Origin of the sequence: Paenibacillus polygoni (assembly GCF_030263935.1) — a bacterium.
Taxonomy (GTDB): Bacteria; Bacillota; Bacilli; order Paenibacillales; family Paenibacillaceae; genus Paenibacillus; species Paenibacillus polygoni.
Genome location: NZ_CP127162.1, coordinates 1,745,727 through 1,770,668, shown reverse-complemented (window position 1 = coordinate 1,770,668; position 24,942 = coordinate 1,745,727). Strand labels below are relative to the sequence as shown.

16 protein-coding genes and 1 riboswitch are annotated in these 24,942 nt (G+C 41.2%); of the genes, 2 read left to right on the top strand and 14 right to left on the bottom strand.

Going from position 1 to position 24,942, the window contains the following annotated elements:
* Window positions 1-13: 13 nt before the first annotated feature.
* Both QPK24_RS08490 and yicI read right to left on the bottom strand, forming a co-directional pair.
* Window positions 14-1,294 (bottom strand): bacillibactin exporter BcbE, encoded by a 1,281-nt coding sequence (locus QPK24_RS08490; RefSeq protein ID WP_285747841.1) that lies wholly within the window; start codon window positions 1,292-1,294, stop codon window positions 14-16.
* A 192-nt stretch (window positions 1,295-1,486) separates the two neighbouring features.
* On the bottom strand, window positions 1,487-3,805 hold the full coding sequence (yicI, locus tag QPK24_RS08485; protein ID WP_285747839.1) for an alpha-xylosidase: 2,319 nt from the start codon (window positions 3,803-3,805) through the stop codon (window positions 1,487-1,489).
* A 199-nt stretch (window positions 3,806-4,004) separates the two neighbouring features.
* On the opposite strand from yicI, the gene QPK24_RS08480 reads away from it, so the two are divergent.
* Complete coding sequence (locus QPK24_RS08480; RefSeq protein WP_285747837.1) at window positions 4,005-4,913, top strand: helix-turn-helix transcriptional regulator; 909 nt, start codon at window positions 4,005-4,007, stop codon at window positions 4,911-4,913.
* Between the two features lie 58 nt (window positions 4,914-4,971).
* Here the strand turns inward: QPK24_RS08480 and QPK24_RS08475 are convergent, their stop codons facing one another.
* From QPK24_RS08475 to QPK24_RS08455, 5 genes are all read right to left on the bottom strand, one after another.
* Window positions 4,972-5,904 (bottom strand): hypothetical protein, encoded by a 933-nt coding sequence (locus QPK24_RS08475; RefSeq protein WP_285747835.1) that lies wholly within the window; start codon window positions 5,902-5,904, stop codon window positions 4,972-4,974.
* Window positions 5,905-5,932: 28 nt separating this feature from the next.
* A riboswitch (cyclic di-GMP riboswitch) is annotated at window positions 5,933-6,025 on the bottom strand.
* 266 nt (window positions 6,026-6,291) lie between these two features.
* A complete protein-coding gene (gene ade / locus QPK24_RS08470) occupies window positions 6,292-8,109 on the bottom strand; it encodes an adenine deaminase (protein WP_407082964.1) in 1,818 nt (605 codons plus the stop codon).
* A 263-nt stretch (window positions 8,110-8,372) separates the two neighbouring features.
* Complete coding sequence (helD, locus tag QPK24_RS08465; RefSeq protein ID WP_285747831.1) at window positions 8,373-10,742, bottom strand: RNA polymerase recycling motor HelD; 2,370 nt, start codon at window positions 10,740-10,742, stop codon at window positions 8,373-8,375.
* Between the two features lie 30 nt (window positions 10,743-10,772).
* On the bottom strand, window positions 10,773-11,243 hold the full coding sequence (locus tag QPK24_RS08460) for a pyridoxamine 5'-phosphate oxidase family protein (protein WP_285747829.1): 471 nt from the start codon (window positions 11,241-11,243) through the stop codon (window positions 10,773-10,775).
* A 108-nt stretch (window positions 11,244-11,351) separates the two neighbouring features.
* Window positions 11,352-12,416, bottom strand: coding sequence for an FUSC family protein (locus QPK24_RS08455; protein WP_285747827.1), 1,065 nt, complete (start codon window positions 12,414-12,416; stop codon window positions 11,352-11,354).
* Between the two features lie 372 nt (window positions 12,417-12,788).
* Between QPK24_RS08455 and QPK24_RS08450 the strand changes: the two genes are divergently transcribed.
* On the top strand, window positions 12,789-14,009 hold the full coding sequence (locus QPK24_RS08450) for a copper amine oxidase N-terminal domain-containing protein (protein WP_285747825.1): 1,221 nt from the start codon (window positions 12,789-12,791) through the stop codon (window positions 14,007-14,009).
* Window positions 14,010-14,084: 75 nt separating this feature from the next.
* Here QPK24_RS08450 and QPK24_RS08445 read toward each other — a convergent pair whose 3' ends face one another.
* The 7 genes from QPK24_RS08445 to QPK24_RS08415 all read right to left on the bottom strand — a co-directional run bounded on the left by QPK24_RS08445 (window position 14,085) and on the right by QPK24_RS08415 (window position 24,936).
* The gene (locus QPK24_RS08445) at window positions 14,085-15,518 is read right to left on the bottom strand and encodes an NAD-dependent malic enzyme (protein WP_285747823.1); all 1,434 of its coding nucleotides are present in this window, start codon (window positions 15,516-15,518) and stop codon (window positions 14,085-14,087) included.
* 177 nt (window positions 15,519-15,695) lie between these two features.
* Complete coding sequence (locus tag QPK24_RS08440; protein WP_285749194.1) at window positions 15,696-17,786, bottom strand: beta-galactosidase; 2,091 nt, start codon at window positions 17,784-17,786, stop codon at window positions 15,696-15,698.
* A 70-nt stretch (window positions 17,787-17,856) separates the two neighbouring features.
* Window positions 17,857-18,735 (bottom strand): carbohydrate ABC transporter permease, encoded by an 879-nt coding sequence (locus QPK24_RS08435; RefSeq protein WP_285747821.1) that lies wholly within the window; start codon window positions 18,733-18,735, stop codon window positions 17,857-17,859.
* Between the two features lie 28 nt (window positions 18,736-18,763).
* Window positions 18,764-19,654: an ABC transporter permease gene (locus tag QPK24_RS08430; RefSeq protein ID WP_285747819.1), complete on the bottom strand. Its 891-nt coding sequence runs from the start codon at window positions 19,652-19,654 to the stop codon at window positions 18,764-18,766.
* A gap of 122 nt (window positions 19,655-19,776) precedes the next feature.
* Entirely contained in the window at window positions 19,777-21,459 is a 1,683-nt protein-coding gene (locus QPK24_RS08425; protein WP_285747817.1) for a type 2 periplasmic-binding domain-containing protein, read from the bottom strand.
* Window positions 21,460-21,561: 102 nt separating this feature from the next.
* Window positions 21,562-23,196: a response regulator gene (locus tag QPK24_RS08420; protein WP_285747815.1), complete on the bottom strand. Its 1,635-nt coding sequence runs from the start codon at window positions 23,194-23,196 to the stop codon at window positions 21,562-21,564.
* A 6-nt stretch (window positions 23,197-23,202) separates the two neighbouring features.
* On the bottom strand, window positions 23,203-24,936 hold the full coding sequence (locus tag QPK24_RS08415; protein WP_285747813.1) for a sensor histidine kinase: 1,734 nt from the start codon (window positions 24,934-24,936) through the stop codon (window positions 23,203-23,205).
* Window positions 24,937-24,942: the final 6 nt, after the last annotated feature.

The following is a 24,942-nucleotide window of genomic DNA, read 5'->3' as shown; positions in this document are numbered from 1 at the left end:
GGGCTTTGTTATGTTATGCTTTACGCTTAATTCGAATGAAGCTTTTTCCACCTAACCGATAATGCTTACCGCCTGTATTCTTTCCAGAACCGGTTCCTTCATTTTGTTTCGGTTTTATTGCAAACAATGTGAGTAACGCTCCTATAGCGGCAACCCCTGCTAATATGGAGAACAGTAAAAAATGTGAGGTGTTTAACAGCAGCGAAATGACAGGCGGCCCAAGAGACACCCCGATAAAACGCATACTGCTGAATAAAGAAGTGATTGTACCTCTATGTTCCTTCTCTACCCCTTCGGTGATGAGCGTGTCCAAACATGGCAAAGTTGCGCCAATACCGATTCCCCCAATAGTAAAAACGCCCACTACATAATAAATGGATTTTGAAAAACCCATGGTAAATAAAGCGGCTGTCAAAATAACAAGTCCAATAAATCCGATCCACTTCATACGGGATTTATGACTGCCAATGATTTTACCGCTCACAAAAGAGGATAAACAAAGCATCGCTAGCGGAATTGCCAGTACAAATCCTTTTGTTATACCATCAATACCATACTTGCTCTCAAGGATTTCAGATAAGTAAAAAAGCACACCAAAAATAACAAACATGCAAATACATCCCACCGCAAAAATGGCGTATAGCCAGCGCCCTTTTTCTACCATAACTTCTTTAAGGGAGCGAAGAAATTGCCGCAAAGGTGGTACTTCTTTATGTTTTTTGGGTGTTCTCACTAAAAAAATGACAAGTAATAAAGAGATGATACAGAGTGTGGGAATCATTAAAAATGGTGAATACCATATCCAGGCTCCAAGCGCTGCCCCAATGATCGGGCTGAGCACTTTCCCAAAAGTATTGGATGTTTCAACAATCCCCAAACTTGCACTTACTTCTTTTTCGTCATCAAACATATCCCCTACAAGTGGAATAACAATCGGAAAGGCTCCAGCTGCACCGATACCCTGCAGTAATCTTCCACCTATAATTGTCCAGTAAGCGGCTCCGTCTGTCATGAACCAGGCAGCGAATCCGGAAATAGCCCCGCCTATAGCAGCAATCGCAAGAGAGGGAATGATGATCGCTTTTCTTCCAAAACGATCCGATAAGTACCCAGCTATGGGAATCAAAATAATGGCCACTACAGCATAAACTGTAATCAGCATGCTCACTTGAAATGTAGAAACTCCCAGTTTTTTTCCGATCTGCGGTAAGATTGGGATTAGGGCTGAATTGCCTAAAGTCATAATCAGCGGAATAGAGGCAAGAGCAGCTAGATCCCATTTCTTATCTTTCATTACATACCCACCTCAGCTGCTTAGGTTATTCAAATGACCCTAATGATGATCAAGATATGAAACAAAATTAAGATCAAACGACTTTCTTAATATGGCTACATCTCTTCAAAATTATGCGGTTATCACGTTTTTGTTAGTGAACACAAAAAGAAGACAATGCGTTTATGCATCGTCTTCTTTTACTCATAATTTTTAAAGTTCAATCGTAAGTGTTCCGTTGTTCTCCTCAGGCGTGATGATAAGGCCATGATCTCCTTTGGATACGGAAGCACCGTTTACACCAGATACTTCATGAATATCACGCAATACAAGGGACCACGCTTTTCCTGCTCCTTGCGCGGATACTTCTAGCTGGGAACCTGCACGGCTAACCGTTACCTTCAGTTCTTCTTCTGCTTTCGTGCTGAATACTTTTGCTATTGCAGAAGTTTGATCTTCAAGCTCAAACAAATGCAGGGTTACTCCATCTGCGTAATCATATTCGATAACATCGTTAACCGCCCCGACTGCAATCAGACTATTTGGTTTGATCATCATCGGTAAGGTACGGAAACTGTGGTTCTCTTGAATGAATCTTCCGCCCATCACTTTCTCTCCAGTAAGGAAGTTCGTCCATGTTCCTTCAGGGAGATAATAGCTTACGTCTCCTTCTTTATTAAAGACCGGTGCAACAAGAATCGAATCTCCCAGCATGTACTGTGTATCCAGCCCAAATGTAGCCGGATCTTGCGGGAACTCCAGCATCATAGCCCGCATCATCGGGATACCTTGTACGGTTGCGTCTTTAGCTGCATGGTACAAATAAGGCATGAGACTGATTTTGAGTTTCGTGAAATCACGAACTACATCAACAGACTCATCATCAAACAGCCAAGGCACACGGTAAGAAGTGCTTCCGTGCAGACGGCTGTGCGAAGATAGTAGTCCAAACTGAACCCAGCGTTTATATACATCTGCGGGTGCCGTGTTTTCAAATCCGCTGATATCATGACTCCAGAATCCAAATCCTGACAATCCTAGAGACAAACCGCCGCGAAGGGACTCTGCCATGGATTCATATGTTGCAGAGCAATCTCCTCCCCAGTGTACCGGGAACTGCTGTCCACCCGCTGTTGCAGAACGCGCAAAGAGTGCTGCCTCATTTTTACCGAGTTTCTCTTCAAGTAATTCAAATACCGCTTTGTTATACAACTGAGTATAATAATTGTGCATTTTCACCGGATCTGATCCATCATAATACACAACATCGGTAGGGATTCTTTCACCAAAGTCCGTTTTAAAGGAATCTACGCCTTGGTCAATGAGGACAGACAGTTTACTCTTATACCACTCCACTGCATCTGGATTTGTGAAATCAACAAGTCCCATACCTGCTTGCCACAGATCCCATTGCCATACACTGCCGTCCGCTGTTTTCACCAGGTATCCATTCTCCATACCTTCATCGAAGAGATAGGATTTTTCGGCAATATAAGGATTAATCCAAGCACAAATTTTGAGACCTTTATCTTTCAGTCTGCGAATCATCCCTTCTGGATCTGGAAACATGTCTTCATCCCATACAAAATCAGACCATTGATATTCTTTCATCCAGAAACAATCAAAATGGAATACAGATAACGGCAAGTCTCTCTCTGCCATACCATCGACAAAATGGTTTACTGTCGCTTCATCATAATCGGTAGTAAAGGAAGTCGTCAGCCACAGACCAAATGTCCAAGCCGGCGGCAACGCGGGTTTACCTGTTAAAGCAGTGTAATTATTCAGCACGTCTTTTGGATTATCACCGCCGATAATGAAATACTCAAGCGTCTCACCTTCCACACTGAATTGTACTTTAGACATATTCTCGGATGCCACCTCGTAAGAGACACGCTCAGGGTGGTTAACAAATACACCATAACCTTTGTTCGATAGGTAAAAAGGAATGTTTTTGTAAGCTTGTTCACTGCTAGTACCGCCGTCTTCATTCCAAATATCTACGACTTGACCATTTTTCACAAAAGGTGTGAATCGTTCGCCAAGCCCATATATGTACTCCCCTACACCAAGATCAAGTTGTTCACGGAAATAAGCTTCTTTATTAGGACCTGTAATGTATCCGGCTGCTCTGCTTCCGCTGCCTGTGATGCGTTTGCCATCATATTGAAACTGTATATCCCATCCGTTCGTTTTGTCCACATGAACACTTAACTTGCCGCTTTGAAGTACTGCCCCTTGCTCATCTTTATGAATAGATACATCTGTATCTTGATTATAAATTTCAAAAGCAGGACCATGATCTACTTTCCCTTTATGATGGTTCAAAGTAACCTTAATAACGTTTGGCATTGGTGAACTATACGTCGCTTTAAGCAGCGTACCATTTAACGTGTCCCCTTTTACCAAGATACGTTTTGTAGCCGCATATACCGTAATTGAATCTCCCTTTTGAACAATGTCGCGAATATCAGTGGGGTTCTGAATTTGATACCCTTCGCGTACGAGCCAGAATCCGTCTGTAAATTTCATTGTTTCTTACCCCCTTCAGTTATACTATAATGATATTGATAAAATTTGGTTTTTTCTTACGATATTTTGATGAATAGTATCACTATTCTGACATTTACAGCTATTCTTAGACGTTTCTATGTCTACCTGGGCCAGTAAATGGAAGCGATTGCAAATATATAAGATTTATACGTAAAAAAGAGAGGCGTGAACAGCTCATATGAATAAAGAACTGCTTCGTGAAAATCGAGTCCATGGACATTCGCTATTTCCTGTCAGTGTATATCCAAAAGTAAATCAGCTGAATGGAGACAGTATTCTTGATTGCCACTGGCATGACGAGATGGAAATTATACTCATGGAACAGGGTACTGCTGTATTTCATGTAGATATGAATGTATATGAGGTTACCGCAGGGGACGCGATTTTTGTAGGAAGTGGAGAAATTCATGCCGGATACCTGTTGGGTGATGAACGCTGTATTTTTTCAGCCATTGTATTTGATTCAAGGTGGCTTGCCGGGCCTTCTTATGATGCTTTGCAGGAGAATTTATTTGATCCATTACTGACAAAGAGACTCCTTCCTCCTCGCCATATTAAGAAAAGCACAGCATGGGGTTCTTCAATTCTTCATCACATCCACCAGATTCTGCATGATCACGAGGTAAAGAGCCGAACGCTCGAAATTTCTACAAAAGCTCATTTGTATCTGATCTTCGCTGATATGTTCGAACAAATGCAGCTTGACGAAAAAGCTGGGGGAGTTACAGGCAGCCCCGACAAAATTGATCGAATTAAAGCCATCCTCGGTTATATACACGAGCACTACAGCGAAAACATGAAGCTGAACGATTTAGCCTCTCACCTTAACATGAGCGAAGGACATTTCTGTCGTTTTTTTAAAAAAATGGTACAGAAAAGCCCGATTGACTATATTAATCACTATCGAATACAGAAAGCCTGCAAGCTGCTTGAAAATACAAACTATAAAATAGTTGATATTGCTCTCGAAGTTGGATTTGATAATCTCAGTTATTTTATTACTTTATTCAAGAAACAAAAACAACTCACTCCTTCGCAGTATCGAAAACTTTTCTATGAACAACTCGCAATTGAAGCTTTAGAATAATGTTCCATAAGAAAAAGGTGCCTAGAGGATCACTGAAGATCTCTTAGCACCTTATTTATTAACGACTTGCAAGCTTCAACCAGCTCGCATATTCATGAATCGATATTCCGGCATACGAGCTATGAATATTAGCTTTTTGTTCTACTAATGCAAGCTGTTCAGCCATATACTCAGGTCCTTCTTCATAAAACGTAATGAAATCTCCTTCATTACTTTTATTCGTTTCCACAGCGATGGATACTTTCTTACCAAGGGCAGAAGCTTCAGCCAGTTCCCCAGAAGCCACGTCATAGATTGCATTTGCTTTATCACGGTAAGCCATAACGGTAACCGAATCATACTGACGAATCATCCAGCTGCTAATTTTCATATCTTTATCAGGAGTTGTATAGTTATCAAGCCAAAACGGAATATCTGCTCCGATTTCCATATGGAGACGCTTAGCTTCGCTAGTCAAATAACTTACATTTGATTGCCACTGTCTCACTACTTCATCCACGTTTTCTTTCCATTCAGGAAGAACGTGAGGTTCAATATCCACATGGATGCCGGAGAATTTCTCAGTTTCGCTTGCTTCGTTCTGGTAGTTCTCAATCCAATCTATAAAATCGACCAAACCTTGTCTAGATTGGGTCAGTCCCCAGGATGGACGGCCATCTAAGATCTCCACTTTAATACCTGCAAGCGTTGCATTATGTATAAAAGATTGATAATAACGATTCCGCACATCACGATTGATTTGTAAATAAATAACGTTTATATTGTTTTCCTTAGCAAAAGTCAGAACAGAATCAGGTGCTGTTTTAATCTGTGTTGCATCCCACAGCCATGTGGCCGTTTGGCTCTCTGGAACCGAAGTAGATTGAGTAACTTGGGTAGTTTTGGTTACTCCAGTAGCTTCCACCTCTTTGATCGTTCCTGCCCACGGTACAAAAGCGATAACGGTTGCCAAAATCATGGCGCTTAATTTCCTGCTGTTTCTTCTCCACATATGTCTGCACACTCCTTCGATTGATCACGTCGGCAACCGGCTATCATTGTAAGTCCTAAGACTCACTTTAGACCCTATGGCTTTGCGTCTTTACTTTTCAGTAAATTTGCCCTCAGTGTATACACAACTATCCAATAGTCACAGCCTTTTTCTCTTTACTCATTACATTGAACTAAGTCTTTACCCTTTCAGAAATACGAAAGTCTCATTTTCTTCTTGGTACGGAAGGTCCAAAGGCTTACATTATATATTTCGTAAATACTGCGCAGTCTGATTATAGGTCTTTAGACTCATTTAGGTATAATACACTATCATTTCATAAAATAAAACAAAAAATAGGCGAGCAGACACATGTCTGCTCGCCTATTTCGGGGGATAACTATTTCATTATTCGAATAAGGAAACAATGTTGATTCCATCTGCGGAAATCTGAACAAGTCCTTTATCAGATAAGCGAAGTTCTGGAATCACTACTAACGCAAGTAAAGATAGGGTCATAAATGCATTATTCAGATTACATCCTGCACTCTGTAATGCAGTACTAATTCCTGCTGATTGCGATGCGACCACTTCAAATGGTTCCGTAGACATCAGACCCGCAATTTGCAGTGGGAACTCTGTCGTCCCTTCCTCCGTTATAACAACAACTCCGCCCTGCATTGCTGCTACGCGATTAGCTGCCTCAGCCATTAGCTCATCATTCGTGCCAATGACCATCAGATTGTGACTGTCATGGGCTACCGTCATCGCGATGGCTGCGGGGCCACGGAATCCAACCCCTGAAACAAGGGCAACGGATTTGTTCCCCGTCATATGATGTCTTTCAATGACAGCAATTTTGCAAATGTCCTTTGCCGTACTCAGTTTTACTAACCCAGACTCCACTTGCACCTTTTCCCATATTTCTTTCGTTTCTACATGGTTTTCCGTCACTTGAATGATTCTTGCTTTGACCTCTCCCTCCGAGATCGGAGCCGCAATACGAAAATCTTCGGTTCGCACCGGTTCTGCAAGGTGAACTGTACCCAGCGCATCGTCAGGATATACATAAGTTTCCCATTCTGCAACCATTTTTCCTGAACGTGCAACCACTTGCCCGGCAGCAATCGTCGTATCTACGTTTACATCCGCGAGACGTCCCTTTAATAGAATAATATCTGCAATGGAGCCAGGAGTAACTGAACCTACATCCCGCTGAACGCCGAATCGTTCGGCTGTATTAATGGTGGCCATCTGGAAAGCGGTAATCGGCTTTAGCCCCTGCGAAATTGCATGTCTCACAACAAAATTCATATGTCCTTCATCCAGCAAGGACTCTGAACTTCGATCATCGGTGACAAGCATCATCCGCCGAGTATCAAGACCAAGTTCTGTTGCCGCTTTTACGGTTTCAGCTACATCATGCCAAGCGGAACCCTGACGTAATTTTGCATACATGCCCAGTCGAACTCGTTCTAGAACATCTTCCTTTGTCACACATTCGTGATCTCCGGTAACGCCTGCAGCCGCGTAAACAGGAAGTCTCCAATCATCAGATGCCCAAGTAAAATGACCGTCTACTGCCTTTCCGGCCCTCAGTGTTGCTTCAATCTCGCCAATCATTTTATCTTCACCATAGACTACACCTGGAAAGTTCATCACTTCACCAAGTCCAATCATATCGTCTCCCCAAGATAAAGCTTCTGCTACTTCCTCTGGACCAATCCAGGCACCTGTGGTTTCAAGCTCAGGACTTGTAGAAGGTACACAGGAAGGAGCCTGCATATATGCTGCCATCGGAGTAATTCTTGCTTCCTCCAGCATGTACTTAAGTCCTTTTAATCCAAGTACATTTGAAATTTCATGCGCATCAAAGAACCCTCCTGTTGTCCCAAGGGGCAGAACTGCCCTTGCAAACTCGGATACTTTCAGCTGCGTGCTTTCAATATGGCAGTGACCATCGAGTAAACCGGGTGCAATATACATTCCTGTGGCATCTATGATTTCAGTATCTGGCCCAATCGTGTGTGACACATCTTTACCAACATAAGCAATTCTTGCTCCTTGTACTGCTACCGACATCTGTTCGATGATTTCACCAGAAATTACATTAACAAGAGATCCGCCTTGAATAACCATAGTAGCTTTCAAATCTCCTCTGGCAGTGGCTACTAAATCCTTTACGCACTCTGCTAATTCAGGTCTTTCGAATCGTTTTGTTTTCAAGTTGATCTCCCCCATTCATTTACTCCAAAAAAATATATTGTTACCGATTATAGTAGCCGACGCCTCACATGTAAATAAATTTAACTCAAAAAAATCAATATTTCATTGAGTGATCTGGATAATATCGAATCTATATAGAAATATATAACATATAGTGAATAATATCCCTTTCATGATATGTAAATGAATTGAAAAATGTCCATTTCTCTCTCGGTGATCTAATAAAAAAAGCACTCCAGATTTTCATCTGAAATGCTTTCTCATTATTGGCTTTGTAATTCCTTGCTACGTTTGTACTTCTCAGAAGGCACATCGGCAATAAAAGGACTTACAGGACCAAGAGAGTAAATATCCAGCAAATGCATAGCTCTCGTGCAAGCAGTATAGAACAGCTTCCGCTCACTTTCTGCAGCATACATTTCTTTTGAACCGTCATAAATAATGACAGCATCAAATTCGACGCCTTTTGCAAGATATGCCGGAATAATCTGCACACCTTTGTCAAAACCGAGCGTAGTTTTCTTGACAAGTTTTGATGGGATACTAAGTTTATTCGACATTCTCTCATATACATCTTTACTTTGGTCTGCTGTTTTACATATGACAGCTATGGATTCATAGCCTTCCGAAATTAATTGTTCCAATTGATGATGGATGGCTTCTTCCATTTTGCCGGACTGAGTAAACTCGTGAACCGCCGGAAGTTCTCCTTCCCGATTAAACGGAACGATCTCTTCGCCGTTTGGCAGCATGGCTTTTGTAAATTCCACAATTTCTTTCGTTGAACGATAACTTCTTGTCAAACGAATGACTTCCGTTGATTCCGTTCCAAATATCTCTCCTAGCGGGCTTGCCGCCTGCAGTACAGACGAGTGAGCATAGATCGCCTGATTAAAGTCACCAAGTGCGGTGATTTTGGCCCGAGGAAAGATTCGTTTAAAGAACGCTAACTGAAATGGAGAGTAGTCCTGTGCTTCATCAATAATGACATGGCGAATACCTGTAAAGATCCGGAATCCAAGCAAAGAATCCTTCAAATATAAAAAGGGGGTTGTATCTTCATATGCCAGTTCCTGAGCTTGCAGTTGATCGGTAGTAAACCGGCTAATCTCTTCCCATGCAGCAGGTAAATTCACTCCTGATGAGATGAAAGACAGTACCTCAGGATCATTAAAAATAGCGCGATACAACTTCTTCGTATCCACAAAACGAATAGCTTTTACCCATTTTCTCAGCGGCTTTAACCGATCCGATACCACCATTTTCGCTAAAATCTCTCGTTCTAAATCATAATCATCAAAGGTTTCCTTCTTGCCTTGCTGTTTCCGTTTCAGTCTCTGATAAGCCCGGTGATAATCTTCCTTGCTAAGAAGCTGGATCTGTTCATCTACCCAAGGTGCATTCAGTTCACTTTTACCGAATAGAGATAACTCTTTTAAGAGCCAATCTTTTAACAGCTCTAAACGGTTAGCAATACGAATGCTTTGATCATATTCATAAAACTTTATGCGGATCTGTTCTGCGGATACGACTTCTTTCCCTAAAAAACGCAGCGGCCGAAACATCATCCCCTTCTCAGCCAGCATCTCTCTATATTTCGTAATCATGGTCAGAAACGATGGAGAGGATTTGAATTCAATCCCTTGAATTCTAGCCTCATAAGAAGGATCATCTTTTTGCGACAATACATACTCTAATTGCACAAATGGATCTTCCAGCTGATACTCTCTGCCGATTCTGCGCTCTAAATATTCTTGGAATGTCGTTTGAATCATGTTTTCCTCACCGAGTTCAGGCAGTACGGTAGACACATAACTGTTAAACATAGGGTTCGGTGAAAATAAGATCATCTGATCTGCTTTCAGGTGTTCTCTGTCTTTATATAATAAATAAGCAACACGCTGGAGAGCAGCTGATGTTTTTCCACTTCCCGCCGCTCCTTGTACGATTAGATATTTGCTCTTATCATTTCGAATAATCTGATTCTGCTCTTTCTGAATCGTCGCCACAATACTCTTCATTGTCGCATCAGAACTCCGGCTTAATACCGCCTGCAGTAACTGATCACCAATTGTGACCCCCGTATCGAACATGAACTTAATATCTGCATCTCGAATGGTGAACTGGCGTTTCAGTGTAATTTCACCTTCAATTAATCCGGAAGGCGTGTCATAAGAAGAATGACCGGGAGCCCCATCGTAGTATAAATTAGAGATAGGTGCCCGCCAGTCATATACTAGGAAATCCTGTTCTTTTTCTGATAAGAAAGAGGCGATTCCAAGATAGATTGACTCCTTCTCCTTAGAACCTTCTTCTATAAAATCAATTCTCCCGAAGTAAGGATTCGAGACAAGCTTATTCATTTTACTAAGCGCTTGAAACGTATTTTTGTGACTGCGTTCGCGTTCAGAAAGCACTTCTGACTGCTGTCTTAAATTCGTTGAGGTTTCCCCGACATCATCTGCTTCACTGAAGTTAATTGTCACTTCATCCCAGAAGTCCTTTCTCATCTCTACGACTTCGCCGCGGACTGATCCGACTTCCTTTTCAAGTTTTTCAATCGCTTGACGTATTTGCGTTGTTACTTCATCTACTCGTTCTTGTTCTAATTGCCACTCATTGTCCGTGCTCAAGACGCTCTCTCCTTTGTACTTCACTTTATGTCAATATGGATTATGTTTTAGTATTTCAACTTGGGCCTGCCATCGATCAATTACAGAGTCAGGATTATGAAGTTTGACCTGGATCCCCGTCTCAATCTTGGCATACTTTGCTTTGTCTATTTTTAACGCATGAATATGCGCACTGAATCGCTCTCCTGTATGTATATCAGAAAGAACAGCAGAATGATGCTTTATCTGAAGTTTTATATAATATACAAGACCTTCATAAATGATAACGAGCTGCGCTTTTTTACTTCGCATGAGGTTTATGGTGGTCATCGTGTTTGGCCATAACATCAGGTGAAATGTATATGGATCCGCTGCGAGTACTTCACCCACACTAATCATTGCCGAGTGCGGCCAGCCATCCTCGTTCACCGTCTGTAATAAGAAAGCCTCTCGCTGCTTATCTTTTAAATTTTCACCGCTCAGCAGTGTCATCAGTGCTTCTGGAATGGCTGTTTTCATCATCCTGATCGTCCCCCAAGCTCTACAAAAAGAATAAACCCGGACAATGTAGTCGGTGTCCGGGCTGTTTTATTATTGTATCCAATCCACGGAATGGATGCAAATAAACCGCTATTTTTTCAACCAAGCAGAAAGTCCGTCTGAATTGTCTTTCGTCTCTTCTGAATCGAGAATGTGATCAGCAAGTCTGTTTAGTCGTTCTAACTGATACCCATAATCATACATTGCAGCAGCAACAATCGATAACCTTAACATTCCTTCTCTGTCAAAATCAATTCGCTCTATAGCGGATTCCATAAATTCCACATTTGTCCTAACGATTTCTTCCCCTTCATGATCGTTCGGTTTCAGTTTATCTTCAAATTTAAGCAATACATGCTCATGAAATTTAATCAATTTTTCCAAATGGTTATCAAAATATTCATCCGTCTTCTCTGTTCTCTCTGACTGAAAATAATGTCTATCTACTGCATCAAGTACAGCGTATCCTTTTTGAAGACTAGATAACATGAGTTTGTAGACAACCATCTGTCTGGTTGTACTGAATTTTGCTCTTCTCAGCTTTTGGGTCTCTTCCTCAAATAAGCGATATTTATCTACAAGAGATTTGATTTGGCCCTCTAGGTCATTCTTTTCGTCGCGGAACACGGATTCCTTAATTTCATCGGATATCGACGTTCGCAGGAGAAGCGACATACGGTCAAATACACTGCGAATCTGCATGACAAACTGAATTTTAGGCTTTGGAGGCGATACAGTCACGTTAATAACCGATGCGCAAATAATCCCCACTAAGGTGAGCAAAAATCGATTAAGTGCATAATTCCAATCCCCGGAAGCTTCCATAATGGATACAACGGTCACTAGTGTGAGCCCAATGGTATCCCCCATGTTCAGTTTCAGACAAATACTTATAACGAGAATACAAGCAGCACCCACTGCAATGGGTTCATTGGAGAATATCATTCCTCCAACTAATGCAACAATGGCTCCAAGCGTAGTCGATTGAAGTTGGTCCAAAAAATACCGCCACGAACGGTATATGGAAGGCTGCATGGCAAAAATTGCGGCGATCGCTGCACCAACGGGTGACTGATCGATACCCAGCAGCATACTTACGTAAAGAGCAAGTGTTACTGCTATACCGGTTTTCAATACACGAGCGCCAAATGACATGACTTTCCTCCTCCTTATTTCTTTATGTTTATGGATGATTTCATTTTTTACTTTTTTTATGTGTAGTTTAGCATTGTACTAGAGATTTCCCTAGAAAGCATAACGATTTATTGTAACATATCTTAGTATGACTTACGAGTATGTTTCTAACATATTTTTTTCAAAAAAAAGTGTATTTGGTGTACTCTCCTCTAATAAAATAACGCGGATTCGCTTAAACTATTTTTTAATAGAAAATCCTCCCAACTTCCTTGCATTAATTTTCCTCTACAGGTAAACTGAATGTTTGCATTGTCTTATACTAGATTTAACCACTCATGATGTATTTGAGTTAGACAGTGCACTTACCTACAACCTAGAGGAGTTGACGTCATGCTAAAAAAACAATGGGGCCTAATCACCCTCGCACTAGTAATGGTATGGTCCATCATGGGCAGCACTGTAAGTGCAGCTGCATCACAGAACCCAATCCGAGTATATCTGGACCAGGTTGAAATGAAATTTGATGTTCCGCCAACCATTAAAAATGGAGTGACTTTTGTACAATTCCGTCCTCTTTTTGAAGGACTTGACTACACCGTAAAATGGAACAATGCCGATAAACGAATTAACGCAGACAATGGTGAGACCAAACTGCAATTAATTGTAGGCAAAAAATCTGCACACATTAATGGACAAAGAACAAAATTACCTGCTGCGCCCTACATAAGCAAAGGAAGCACGTTAGTTCCGCTTCGCTTTGTTGCAGAAGCTACGGGTTATAACGTAATCTGGGATCAAAAAAAGAAAACGATTCAGATTGAAACCGGTAAAGTCGATGACAAAACTAAAGCACAGGTGAATGCCTTTCTAAGCAAACTGAGTCAGGCAGAAAATGAACGCAGTATTGAGAAAGTGTCCGCATTAATCGATAACTATGCCCCTTTCTATGAAGAAATGATTCATGATTACGGTGAATACTTCAAATCACAGGGTCAAGTCACCTATACAAACATTAATCCTGTTAACATGTATGATTACGGGGCCACTGTGTTTGTTACAAAGACAAATACATGGAAGAGCGGTCCATTTTATTTTGACGTCAAACAGGATCTTATCTTGAAACTCACCAAGGCATCGAATGGCAACCTGCAGGTATTCTATGAAGGTGTCATTTCAGAATCCTACGCAGCCGAGGAGCTCATCGGTAAGCAACCCGCCGTGCCGGTGAAAGTAAAATCAGCTATTGAGGAAACATTAAATACGCAGTACGAAGGATACAACACAGAGAATAAACAGCTCTTATTATCATCATTTGATCCTACGACATGGATTTATCGTGATGTCATCTCTGTTCTTGAAGATGGTTGGTTCGAGGAATTTGATTATAGTTTATCAGCTACTGAGATGAACATCGTACAATATGATGGTGAAACAGCGATCGTTCATACGGAAGAAACCGATCTTGAAGGTGATCATACAACCATGTACTATATGAAACAAAACCTAGCAGGAAAATGGCTGATTGCTGACACTTTTGTTATACTACGCGATGAAGATGGCAAAATCAGATCCTCTCTTAGTGATCCAAGGGAAGCGAAGTTGATACACTAAAAAAAAACCGGCAGACGCAAATGCGTTTGCCGGGTTTTTCTTAATCCTCGCTCCTTTATGCTATATCTCGTTTTATCATGATGTTGTTTCATTGTTTTTTCTGGGGAACCTTCTTGCAACACCCGTCTGAATCGCAGCTTCAATGACGCTTTCTCGAATCCTTTTCACCACACGATCATTAAATACACTTGGAATAATGTAGTGTTTCGTACGTTCTTCATCTGAAATGGAGGAGGCAATCGCAGTCGCTGCTGCAAGTTTCATCTCTTCATTAATGACAGAAGCACGGCAGTCGAGTGCGGCTCGGAAAATACCAGGAAAACATAACACATTATTAATCTGATTTGGATAATCAGATCGTCCAGTGGCTGCCACTGCGACAATATCTTCGATTACACTCGGCATAATTTCAGGAACAGGATTTGCCATCGCAAATACAATTGGATCTTTTGCCATCGTAAGTATATGTTCCCTTGTCAGCAAGTTCCCTTTGGATACACCAATGAAGACATCTGCGCCTTTCAAAACTTCATGAAGCGTGCCTTCCTCGAGTTCTGGATTTGTCCGCTCTGCATAACTCTGCCATACGGGATTATCATAAACTGCTGTGCGCACGAGTGCACCTTCACGATCGACACCGATGAGTCGTTTTGCTCCAGCGGATAACAAGATGTTACTGCAGGCTACTCCGGCAGCTCCAATTCCACAAATGACAATTTTACTATTCTCCAGCGTTTTTCCTGCGAGTTTGAGTGCATTAATCAGACCTGCATACAGAACTACAGCTGTTCCATGCTGATCATCATGAAATACCGGGATATCGAGTTCCTTGTTTAATCTTTCTTCAATTTCAAAACAACGCGGAGAGGAGATATCCTCCAGATTGATTCCTCCAAATGCAGGCGAGATCGCTTTTATAGTACGAATAATTTCCTCTGTATCTTGAGTCTGCAGGCATATTGGAAAAGCATCCACACCAGCAAACTGTTTAAATAACATTGCTTTACCTTCCATTACAGGCATCGCAGCTTCAGGACCGATATTACCAAGCCCAAGGACAGCACTGCCGTCGGATACGACAGCTATCGTATTTCTTTTAATCGTTAATGAATAAGCTTTATGCGGTTCCTCTGCAATGGCGGTACAGATTCTTGCTACATCAGGGGTGTAGACCCTTGATAAGTCTTCTCGGTTATTTATCGGCGTTTTGGAAGTGATTTCGATTTTCCCGCCCAAATGCAGGAGAAATGTACGGTCAGATACGTTAATAATCGTCACGCCATCTAATTTACGAACTTGATCAATGATTCGTTTGTTCTGTTCACTATCCGTAATCGCTACCGTTAAATCACGGACCGTTACATCTTGATTGGTTGAAATGACGTCAATGGCTACAATGTCTCCACCAGCAGTGGAGATGGCAGAAGCAACTTCTCCAAAATTAATGGTCTTTGTTTTCATTTCAAGGCGGATAATGATACTGTTTCCATCCAGATTACGCTGAATCATGATGTTCCCTCCCGCAAATAATATTCCAAGCTAATTCTTTTACCATTTCGTGATGGTGCTTCCCTTTTCCTTCCTGTCTCAGGATTTAATAAAGAAGGCGGCATCCCTTCTGCTGATCATTACTTATCAGAGATGGAGTGCCGCCTTCTGTTTAATTATTTTATTATTATTTCAATATTATTTGATAATATGCTCTCTTTTTATAACACGAACACTATATGGCTCTAATACAATCTGTTCTTGCAATGACTGATTACGCTCGGACGATGGAAGTCCGATTTCGGTGTAATCCGCGCTGTCTAAAGGAAGAACTTGTTCTTCTCCCGTATAGTTCTGTATAAATACATAATCATGCTCTCCATCTGTACGAACGGATACCGTTACCCCGCTAGGCAATTCACTATCCATGGACTTCTTAATTCCTGCTTCTTTAATAATCCCTTGATAGAATGTTTTATGGAATGATTCCGAGTTACGGGAAGCAATGTAATATGATTTTCCTTCTCCAAAAGAGTGAACGGTTGCTGCCGGTCTGCCTTTATAAAAATCACTTCCATAAACCGCTAGTGCAGTCGCACCTTCCAGATGAATCAAGTCACATAGTTCAATCGCTTCATATTCGCCGGTGAGTCCTAAAGAATTACCAGCTAGAGCTTCAATTCGGTTAATTTGCCCATCATGAAGTCCATCAATTTCTTCTGACCAGATGCCAAGTGTTTTACGAAGCGGTCCTGGGAACCCTCCTAAATGACACAAGTCATTCTCATTAACGATCCCTGACCAATACGTAGAGACAAACGTGCCTCCATTCTCCACATACTTTTCAATTCTCTCCCCAACCCCTGTTTTTACCATGTAGAGCATTGGCGCTATAACAAGTTTGTATTTGGACAGATCTGCATCCATATTAATAATATCCACAGGAATCCCTTGATCCCAGAAAACTTTATAGTGTGATTGGATCGTTTCATCATATTTAATTCCGATATTTCTAGGTCCTTGTGAATCCGTTATTGCCCAGCGATTCTCCCAATCAAATACGATAGCAACCTCTGCTGGAACTACAGTTCCTACGATATCTTGGAGTTCTTGAAGGTAGCTTCCTACCTCAGTTACTTCTTTAAAAACGCGGGTGTGCTCATTTCCCACATGGTCTACTACTGCGCCATGCAGTTTTTCACTTGAACCGCGGCTCTTCCGCCACTGGAAGTACTGTACAGTATCCGACCCATGTGCCACTGCTTGAAGAGAAGACAGCAGATGCATACCTGGTTTTTTCAGTTTGCTGACATCCTGCCAGTTCGTCATGCTAGGTGTGCTCTCCATCAGCATAAATGGTTTGCCGCCTTTAATCGTACGAACGATATCATGCATTAATGCAACAGAAGCTGCCTGCTTGCTATCATCTTGCTCTGTATCATGCCATGTTGGATAACTATCCCAGGATAGAACATCAAGAACATCAGCAAATTTCCAATAATCCAGCCCGTCAAAGTAACTCATGAAATTAGTCGTTACCGGTAAATCTGGGTTCACCTGTCTAAGCGGAGCAATCTCATGCTTCAAGAAATCAACGGTTTGATCTGTAACAAATCGTTTCCAGTCTAAATTCATTGCATGAACCTGAGTTTCACCGTGAGGTGCTGGAGATTCAATCTGGCTATAATCCGTATAGGTATGACTCCAGAAAGTTGTCCACCAGGCATGGTTCAGTTCATCAAGCGTTTCATACCGATCTTTAACCCATTTTCTAAACGCATCCTGACAGTAATCACAGTGACAATCGCCACCCAGTTCGTTCGAGATATGCCAGCCAATAACAGCTGGGTGATTTGCGTATCGCTCGGCAAGTTTAGTATTGATAATATTCACTTTCTCCCGGTATACAGGAGAGGAATAACAGTGATTGTGACGGAAACCATGCAAGTTGCGAACCCGGTTACTGCCTACTCGCAGTACTTCTGGGTATTTGTGTGACATCCATGCCGGTCTCGCTCCGCTTGGTGTCGCAAGCAGTGCATAGATTCCATTCTCAGCGAAAGAATCCAGTATGCGGTCAAGCCACTCAAAGGTAAATACTCCTTCCTCAGGTTCCAAAGAAACCCAAGAGAAAATACCAACGGACATTACATTGGAGTGAGATTTTTTCATCAGTCTAATATCTTCTTCTAGTACTTCGGGATATTTTAGCCACTGTTCTGGGTTATAGTCAGCGCCGTGCAGCATAATAGGTGCTTTATCAAATAGAGGTGGATATTTCTGTATCATCATTTTGTATTCTCTCCTTTATTTGCATCGCTTTTTTTATATATTTCATATGTTCATTTGCGAGTATCTATTAACCTTTAACAGATCCCACCGTCATCCCTTTTACAAAATATTTTTGCAGGAATGGATACACAATAAGAATCGGAGCTGCTCCGATAAAGATTTGCGCTGCTTTCACCGTTGTTTGGCTGATGAGCTCCATTTCTTGTGGATTCATACTCATTGAGCTCATATCACGCTGAATGATGATCGTTTGCAGAAAAGTAGCAAGCGGGAAATCTTTCGCATTATTAATATACAAGAGTCCATCAAACCAAGAATTCCAGTGAAATACCATACTGAACAAACTAATCGTTGCGATCGAAGGCAATGAAATCGGAAGATATACCGAGAACAAAGTCCGGAAATGTCCTGCTCCATCCATAAGAGATGCTTCTTCGAGTTCTTTCGGGATGCCTCTGAAAAAGTTCAGCATCAGAATTACGAGAAATGTATTTACAGCGGACGGCAGAACCAGTACCCAGAATGTATTCATCAAATGAAGGGATTGAATCACTTCGTAAAACGGTACAAGTCCTCCATTAAACACCATACTGAATACGAAGATCCAGGAATAAACTGTACGGCTTCTAAAAGCGCTGTTCTCTTTAGATAGCGGATAAGCCGCTAAAAACGTAATCACGAGTGTAATGAGCGTACCAACAACGGTACGCGCTACCGCGATCATGATAGATCTAAGAAAAGCGGGATTATTTATTGTCTTTTTATAAGCTTCTAAAGAAAAATCAATCGGAATCAGTGATACAATATTGGCATCAGCCGCTGCTTTACTACTAAACGAAACGGCAAGTACATGTATAAGCGGAACAATACATAGTATAGATAAAATGATAAGGAAAATCGTATTTACAACGTTAAAGACACGGTATGATTTTGATTTATGATACACAGTTTTTCCTTCCTCTCTTATCCTTTATTTAGAAGATACGGTACCCTGCCCACTTGTAGGCAAGTCTATAGGAGATTAAGATTAGGACCATACTAATCACGGATTTAAACAATCCAATGGCTGTACCAAAGCCCATCTCTCCGTTTAGAATTGCAGTGCGGTATACAAAGGTATCAATAATATCTCCTGTTTCATATACAAGCGGATTATAGAGGTTAAAGATTTGGTCAAATCCGGCATTAAGCACATTCCCTAAGGCAAGCGTTCCCACCACAATCGTGATTGGAATTAAGGAAGGGATCGTAATATGAAGCGTTTGTTTAAAACGAGTTGCTCCATCCATCTCAGCAGCTTCATATAATGAAGGATTAATTGTAGCAAGAGCCGCTAAGAATATAATGGTGTTATATCCAAATTCTTTCCAGACATCAGATACAATTACAGTGAAACGGAACCAATTGTTATCCCCTAAAAATAAGATGGGGTTAATCCCGAACTCTCCAAGTACTCGGTTTAAAAGGCCCGCTGGAGCAAGCAAGTCCACCAGAATTCCTCCAAGAATTACCCAAGATAGAAAGTGAGGCAGATATACAAGCGTTTGTATAGAGCGTTGAAGTCCAACTTGTCTAATCTCGTTCAGCAGGATGGCAAACACAAAGGGAACAAGAAGATTGAAGATCATCTTCGCTACGGCAATGACAAGTGTGTTCCAGATAACCTGAACACTGTCATCTCTCTCAAATAAATAGCGGAAGTTATCAAGTCCTACCCATGCAGAACCTGAGATGCCTTCCCAAGGTTTATAATCTTGAAAAGCCATGACGATCCCGCCCATTGGCAGATAACTAAATAAAAATAAGAAGATCATGGCAGGCAGCAGCATTACATGGAAAGGCCATGTTTTTTTCAACATTTTCATCCACTTTTCCTCCTAAATTTCGTCTCCCAGCTCATTTTGAGTGAAGAAAAGCAGCATGCATGAATGAATGCATGCTGCTTTTCGGGAGTTCATCGTGGTAGTCTTACAATCGAATTGCAATCTTATTTGACACTGTCATACCATGTGTTCACTTCTTCTGTAATTTTGTCTCCGCCTCCAGCTTTCCAGGTCTCTACAAAAGTATCAAAAGAGTCTACAGGTTTGTTACCGTAAATAATTTCATTGAATGTTTGATTCTCAATTTTATTAAGATAGTCAAGTTTTGATTTCATGGTTTCGGTAGGTGGACCTGTGAACATATCTTTGAATGAAATATCTTCTTGCGACATAAGCACCTTCGCAGCATTCGGAGTTTCAAGGCCATAGTTCGCTTGCACTTCACGTTCTAGTCTTGTAGTTGCTTCCTTACCATCTGCGAGACTTAGGAGAGCTTTCATCTGTGCATCTGGTATCCGTGCACCATCACGAACAAGTAGATAACGAAGCACGTTTACATAGCCGCCTTCAATCTCGTCGTATCTCTTCTGGTTGCCATTTGCATCGAGTTCATAGTCATATCCTTCAAATAAACCGAAATCATGTTTACTTCCTGCTGCCGGATCTGCAAACTGGTCAAACATGTAGTTCTGGTAAGTAAAGAATGCTTCTGGATGTTCCATATCTTTCTTAATAAGAGTCACAGCACTAGCATAGTTTGTTCCATGGCGCATTGCTGTACCATCTGCTCCCGTTGGTATTGCATATGGTTTCCATACTGCTTTTGGATCATTTTTCACGGTGTCTGTCAGCGGCCAGCCGCTCATCCAGTAAGGTCCAGGGATAATACCAGCTGTACCAGCCACAGCAGGCTCAGCTGTTTTATTTTCATCCCATAGAGCTACTTCTTGTGGAATGTACCCTTTTTCAAACCAATTGTTTAATCTTTCAAGACCTGCTTTCATCTCTGGCTGTACAGATCCATATTCTAGTTTTCCATTTTCATCAACATTCCATTGCTGAGGCAGCGTACCTGATGCCCCAAAGACCCAGGAAGGATCGCCCATCCAAGTGTTCATTGAATTTTTGAACCCAATGCTCAGTGGAATTACTTTATTCGGTGCAAGTCCGCTTGGGTTATTGTTCTTAAAGGCATCCATTACTTGTTCAAGTTCATCAAGCGTTGTCGGTGCTTTGAGGTTTAGTGCATCGAGCCAATCTTGACGAATCCATAGGATGTAATCATTGTTGTACGCATAGTCTAGAACAGGAATCCCCATTTTCTTACCATCACGCGTTACTGAATTCCATACCGTTGGGTCAATTTCCATTGCTTTTTTCCAAGTGTCTGAAGCATATTTATCAAAAAGGTCGCCCACTTCTCCGTAAATACCTGATTCAATTAGATCTTGTATTAGTTGTGATTCATTAGATCCAATTGTGATGATATCCGGCATATTCTGTCTTGATGACATCGACAATCTTACTTTTGTTGCAAAAGCACCATTCGTATCAGTTACAGACCATAGAGAGTTGATATTAATTCCCAGCTCTTCTTTTGCCCATTTCGTTGCGACACTATTTTCAATCGTTTCCCCATTCTTAAATGTGACTGTCGGATCAATTCCCCATGCAGTGGAGATCGTGACTTCCGGATCGTATTTTTCTTTGTATACGTTTTCAGTATTAGCCGGTGCAGATGCACTGCCATCACCTGAATCTTTTCCTGAACAACCCATAAGGCCTGCACTAATGACCATCGTTAATGCTAGGACAGCAAGTGAAGAACTTTTCCACGTTCGTGCCATTTTTGTTTCCCCCTAAATTTCTTTAACTTCATATTTTTATTATGGATGATATCGCTATTTTTTCCTATGACACTAATTTAAGGTTTCAGCACCTTTTACAACTTATTGCTCTCTATACTCATTCGGGGATATCCCATAATGCTTTTTAAACAGTTTGCTAAAGTATTGAGGATTTTGATAGCCAAGCTCAGCTGTGATCTCATATATTTTTTTATTCGTATGTTTAAGCAGATATAAAGCTCGTTCAAGCCTTGTACGAATCAAATATTCACTCAGTCCCTCTCCTGTCTCGGCTTTAAAAATCTTCGACAAGTACACGGGATGAAGAAATACACGATCAGCTATCATTTTGACTGTTAATTCGATTCCTTCTTCTTGCAAAATCATATCTTTTACCTGACTTACAATATGGCTTTTCGGTTCTGCAGGGGCAGATACTGCCTGTTGAAACTTTATAAGGATTTGCTCTGTGTAATCTTTTAACAGCGGCGGGTAGTGAATCATTCGTTCTACCAAATGAGGCTCAAGTCCCTTTGCATTCAATTCACTGATCCGAAGTCCTGTTTGATGAGTGATATAGAGAAAAGAATTAACGATTGCTAGATAAATCTCATACATATGCTCACGTGAGACCGGATTTTTTTCGATAATGGCAAACACTTCATCTAAACGCTGTGAAGCAGCTTCCCAGGATTTTCGTTCTAAAAGTTGCTGCAGCATCGGTGGTCTGTACAATACTTCAAAAGCAGCTTTTGATGATGGGGATTCTATACTTACATTGTCTCCCTCGATAAATACTACACCTGATTCCATCTGACGGTCCGCTAAATAGACAGAGTTTAAAGCGCGTCTGTAGGTTTCACTGATATCCTGCGGAAACATACATGGACGACTTACAATGACATGCACCTCTCCTCGCAAATATGCCAATACACTGGAACGAAAATTCTCAATATAGGGCCGAAGATGTTTCGGTTGTAAAAACTCTGATCCCCCACTTTCTAGATCATGCTGATCTTTCGACTGTAACAAGATCAATAGACAATGGTGCGGTGTTCTCCCTTGCCAGACATCATATGTTTCTCCAAAAATTTCTTCTGCCATATTACCAATGGCATACTCCATAAGCACTCTCGTTTTTTCATCATGTTCCATAAAACCTTTATGTAAATGAACAAGAACCATCGTTGTCATAGATGAATAGGAAAGCTTAATCTCATAATCATGTAGAAGTTGGATCATTCTCTCGGTCTCAATCTGATCACCCATAAGAAGTTGACGGAGTAAATTTTCTCTAAGGAGCGTATAGTCCGATTTACGCTTATATAACAACTGTTGATACTTTGTAGCTTGTTTTCCTTCTTCGTCAATGGACTGAACGGCCTGCTTCACGCTTTTTATAAAATCATCATCATCTACTGGTTTGATAATATAATCCGATGCACCTAATTGAATCGCTTTTTTCGCATATTCAAACTCACCATATCCCGTTAGTAGAATTGAACGCAGACTCGGGTACAGTACACTCGCTTTTTCGATCAGCTCAAGTCCATTCATACCGGGCATCCTTATATCTGTTATCAAAATATCGACAGGATGAGCTGCAAGCAGCTCAAGTGCGCCTCCTGCTGAATCGCTTCTATATACTTCGCTGATCCCCAGTTCACTCCAAGGGATAGTTGCTTCCAAACTTTCTGTCACATAAGTCTCATCATCTACAAGCAGTACATTTATCATAAATGCTCATCCCTTCTTTATATTATCTATATAGATCGTTGCTTTCAGGCCACCCATAGGAGATTTTCCAAAAGTTAAATAACTTCTCTCGCCATACCGCAGCTGCACTCTCTGATTCACATTCCATAGCCCGCAACCGCTGTGTTCGTCCATAGGTCTTGTAAGCTGGTTTTGTAATAACCTCATTGCCTCCTCATTCATTCCAAGCCCATCATCTTCGACCTCGAGGCATAGACGCCCCTCATCTTCAAATCCCGATACGCGGATAAAAGACGCATCTGCTGACCTCTCAATTCCATGAATAACGGCATTTTCGATCAGCGGCTGAAGGACAAGCGGAGGAACCAGCAGTTCCATCATTTCTTCTGGTATTTCCATCACATAATCCAAACGGCTCATTCTCATCTTTTGAATCTTTAAATAAGAAATGACAAAAGCAATCTCTTCTTTCAAAGGAACGAGATCCTTTTCTTGACGTGTCGTGTAACGATAATAACGAGAAAGGTTATGAGACATCGCCACCACTGCATCTGTTTTTCCAAGCTTCGCCATACTCGTAATATATGAAAAACAATTATAGAAAAAATGAGGATTAATTTGAGACTGCAGCTGTTTCAGCCTTGCTTCGCGTACTTGGATCTGCTCTAGGTATACGTGTTCGAACAGCTCCTGGATCTGTATAACCATAGAGTTAAAACGCTCTGATAAAAAGCTGAATTCATTCCGTCCTTTTGGCTTAAGCCGGACAGAATAGTCTCCAATCTTTAAACGCTGAAAGCCGTGCATTAAATCTCTGACTGGAATCTGCACTTGTACATATAACAAGTAGGCTGCCAAGAAACTCATAAATAATAGGCAGGCAACCGCTCCATAAAACAACCGATTCGAGTTCTTAATAGGAGCGAGCACATCGGTCAGCGGAATATAATCAATTAAATACCAGCCTGTTGCGGGCGATATCACCGTGTGAACACTATAAACTTCCTCACCAAGCTCAATCGTGCGGTAATCCACATCTTTTATTTCGGTAAAATCGAGCTGTTTCAATAGTTCTGTACTCCGGTCAATATCCGCTGTGCGGTTATAAATGGTGCCTGTCCCAGGTATATAATAAAAAGGATCTCTCCTTCCGTTACTTTTGAACTTGTCCAGCATATCCTGGATATTAGTACTGTCGAATTCAAGCTTGATAATACTTCTCGCATTTTCCACTACATCTCTAGCTGAATATGGAGATGATGTATACCAAGAAAAGAGGTAACGCTCCTCATTTCCTGTTGTCACTTTTTGTACCTGCCAACCGGGTAAATTGGCATTCTCCAGCTCTTTTTTATCGTAGGTTCTCGCATCATTCTCGGTAATCATACGTTTCATAGAAGCTGAATATAAGCTCAAACTGCTTCTCCAATTAGAAGAGCTCTCCTGAATACTTAACTTATTCTGGATTCTCTTCACATGGTTAATAAGATCCAAATTTAGATATTCACTCTCCAAATCTTGTTGTTCAAAGCCCTCAATATCCGGATCATGGATTAATGTAATAGGCCAAGAGGATAATTCCTCGATGCTTGTATTCACTTGACTTTGAAAAAAAGCAAGTTGATTACTACTGGATCGATTGAGTTCACTCACAACGACGTTTGTTGTCATTTTGTTCGAGTAACTGTATAAAAGCACAACAGGAATTAGCATAATTACAATGAGAAGTACCATTTTCGTAAACAAGTGATATCGAACCATAGCTGT

Coding starts and splice junctions, on each gene's coding strand:
- QPK24_RS08490 (WP_285747841.1), bottom strand. CDS start 1,294: ATGAAAGATAAGAAATGGGATCTAGCTGCTCTTGCCTCTATTCCGCTG.
- yicI (WP_285747839.1), bottom strand. CDS start 3,805: ATGAAATTTACAGACGGATTCTGGCTCGTACGCGAAGGGTATCAAATT.
- QPK24_RS08480 (WP_285747837.1), top strand. CDS start 4,005: ATGAATAAAGAACTGCTTCGTGAAAATCGAGTCCATGGACATTCGCTA.
- QPK24_RS08475 (WP_285747835.1), bottom strand. CDS start 5,904: ATGTGGAGAAGAAACAGCAGGAAATTAAGCGCCATGATTTTGGCAACC.
- QPK24_RS08460 (WP_285747829.1), bottom strand. CDS start 11,243: ATGATGAAAACAGCCATTCCAGAAGCACTGATGACACTGCTGAGCGGT.
- QPK24_RS08455 (WP_285747827.1), bottom strand. CDS start 12,416: ATGTCATTTGGCGCTCGTGTATTGAAAACCGGTATAGCAGTAACACTT.
- QPK24_RS08450 (WP_285747825.1), top strand. CDS start 12,789: ATGCTAAAAAAACAATGGGGCCTAATCACCCTCGCACTAGTAATGGTA.
- QPK24_RS08445 (WP_285747823.1), bottom strand. CDS start 15,518: ATGATTCAGCGTAATCTGGATGGAAACAGTATCATTATCCGCCTTGAA.
- QPK24_RS08440 (WP_285749194.1), bottom strand. CDS start 17,786: ATGATACAGAAATATCCACCTCTATTTGATAAAGCACCTATTATGCTG.
- QPK24_RS08430 (WP_285747819.1), bottom strand. CDS start 19,654: ATGAAAATGTTGAAAAAAACATGGCCTTTCCATGTAATGCTGCTGCCT.
- QPK24_RS08425 (WP_285747817.1), bottom strand. CDS start 21,459: ATGGCACGAACGTGGAAAAGTTCTTCACTTGCTGTCCTAGCATTAACG.
- QPK24_RS08420 (WP_285747815.1), bottom strand. CDS start 23,196: ATGATAAATGTACTGCTTGTAGATGATGAGACTTATGTGACAGAAAGT.
- QPK24_RS08415 (WP_285747813.1), bottom strand. CDS start 24,936: ATGGTTCGATATCACTTGTTTACGAAAATGGTACTTCTCATTGTAATT.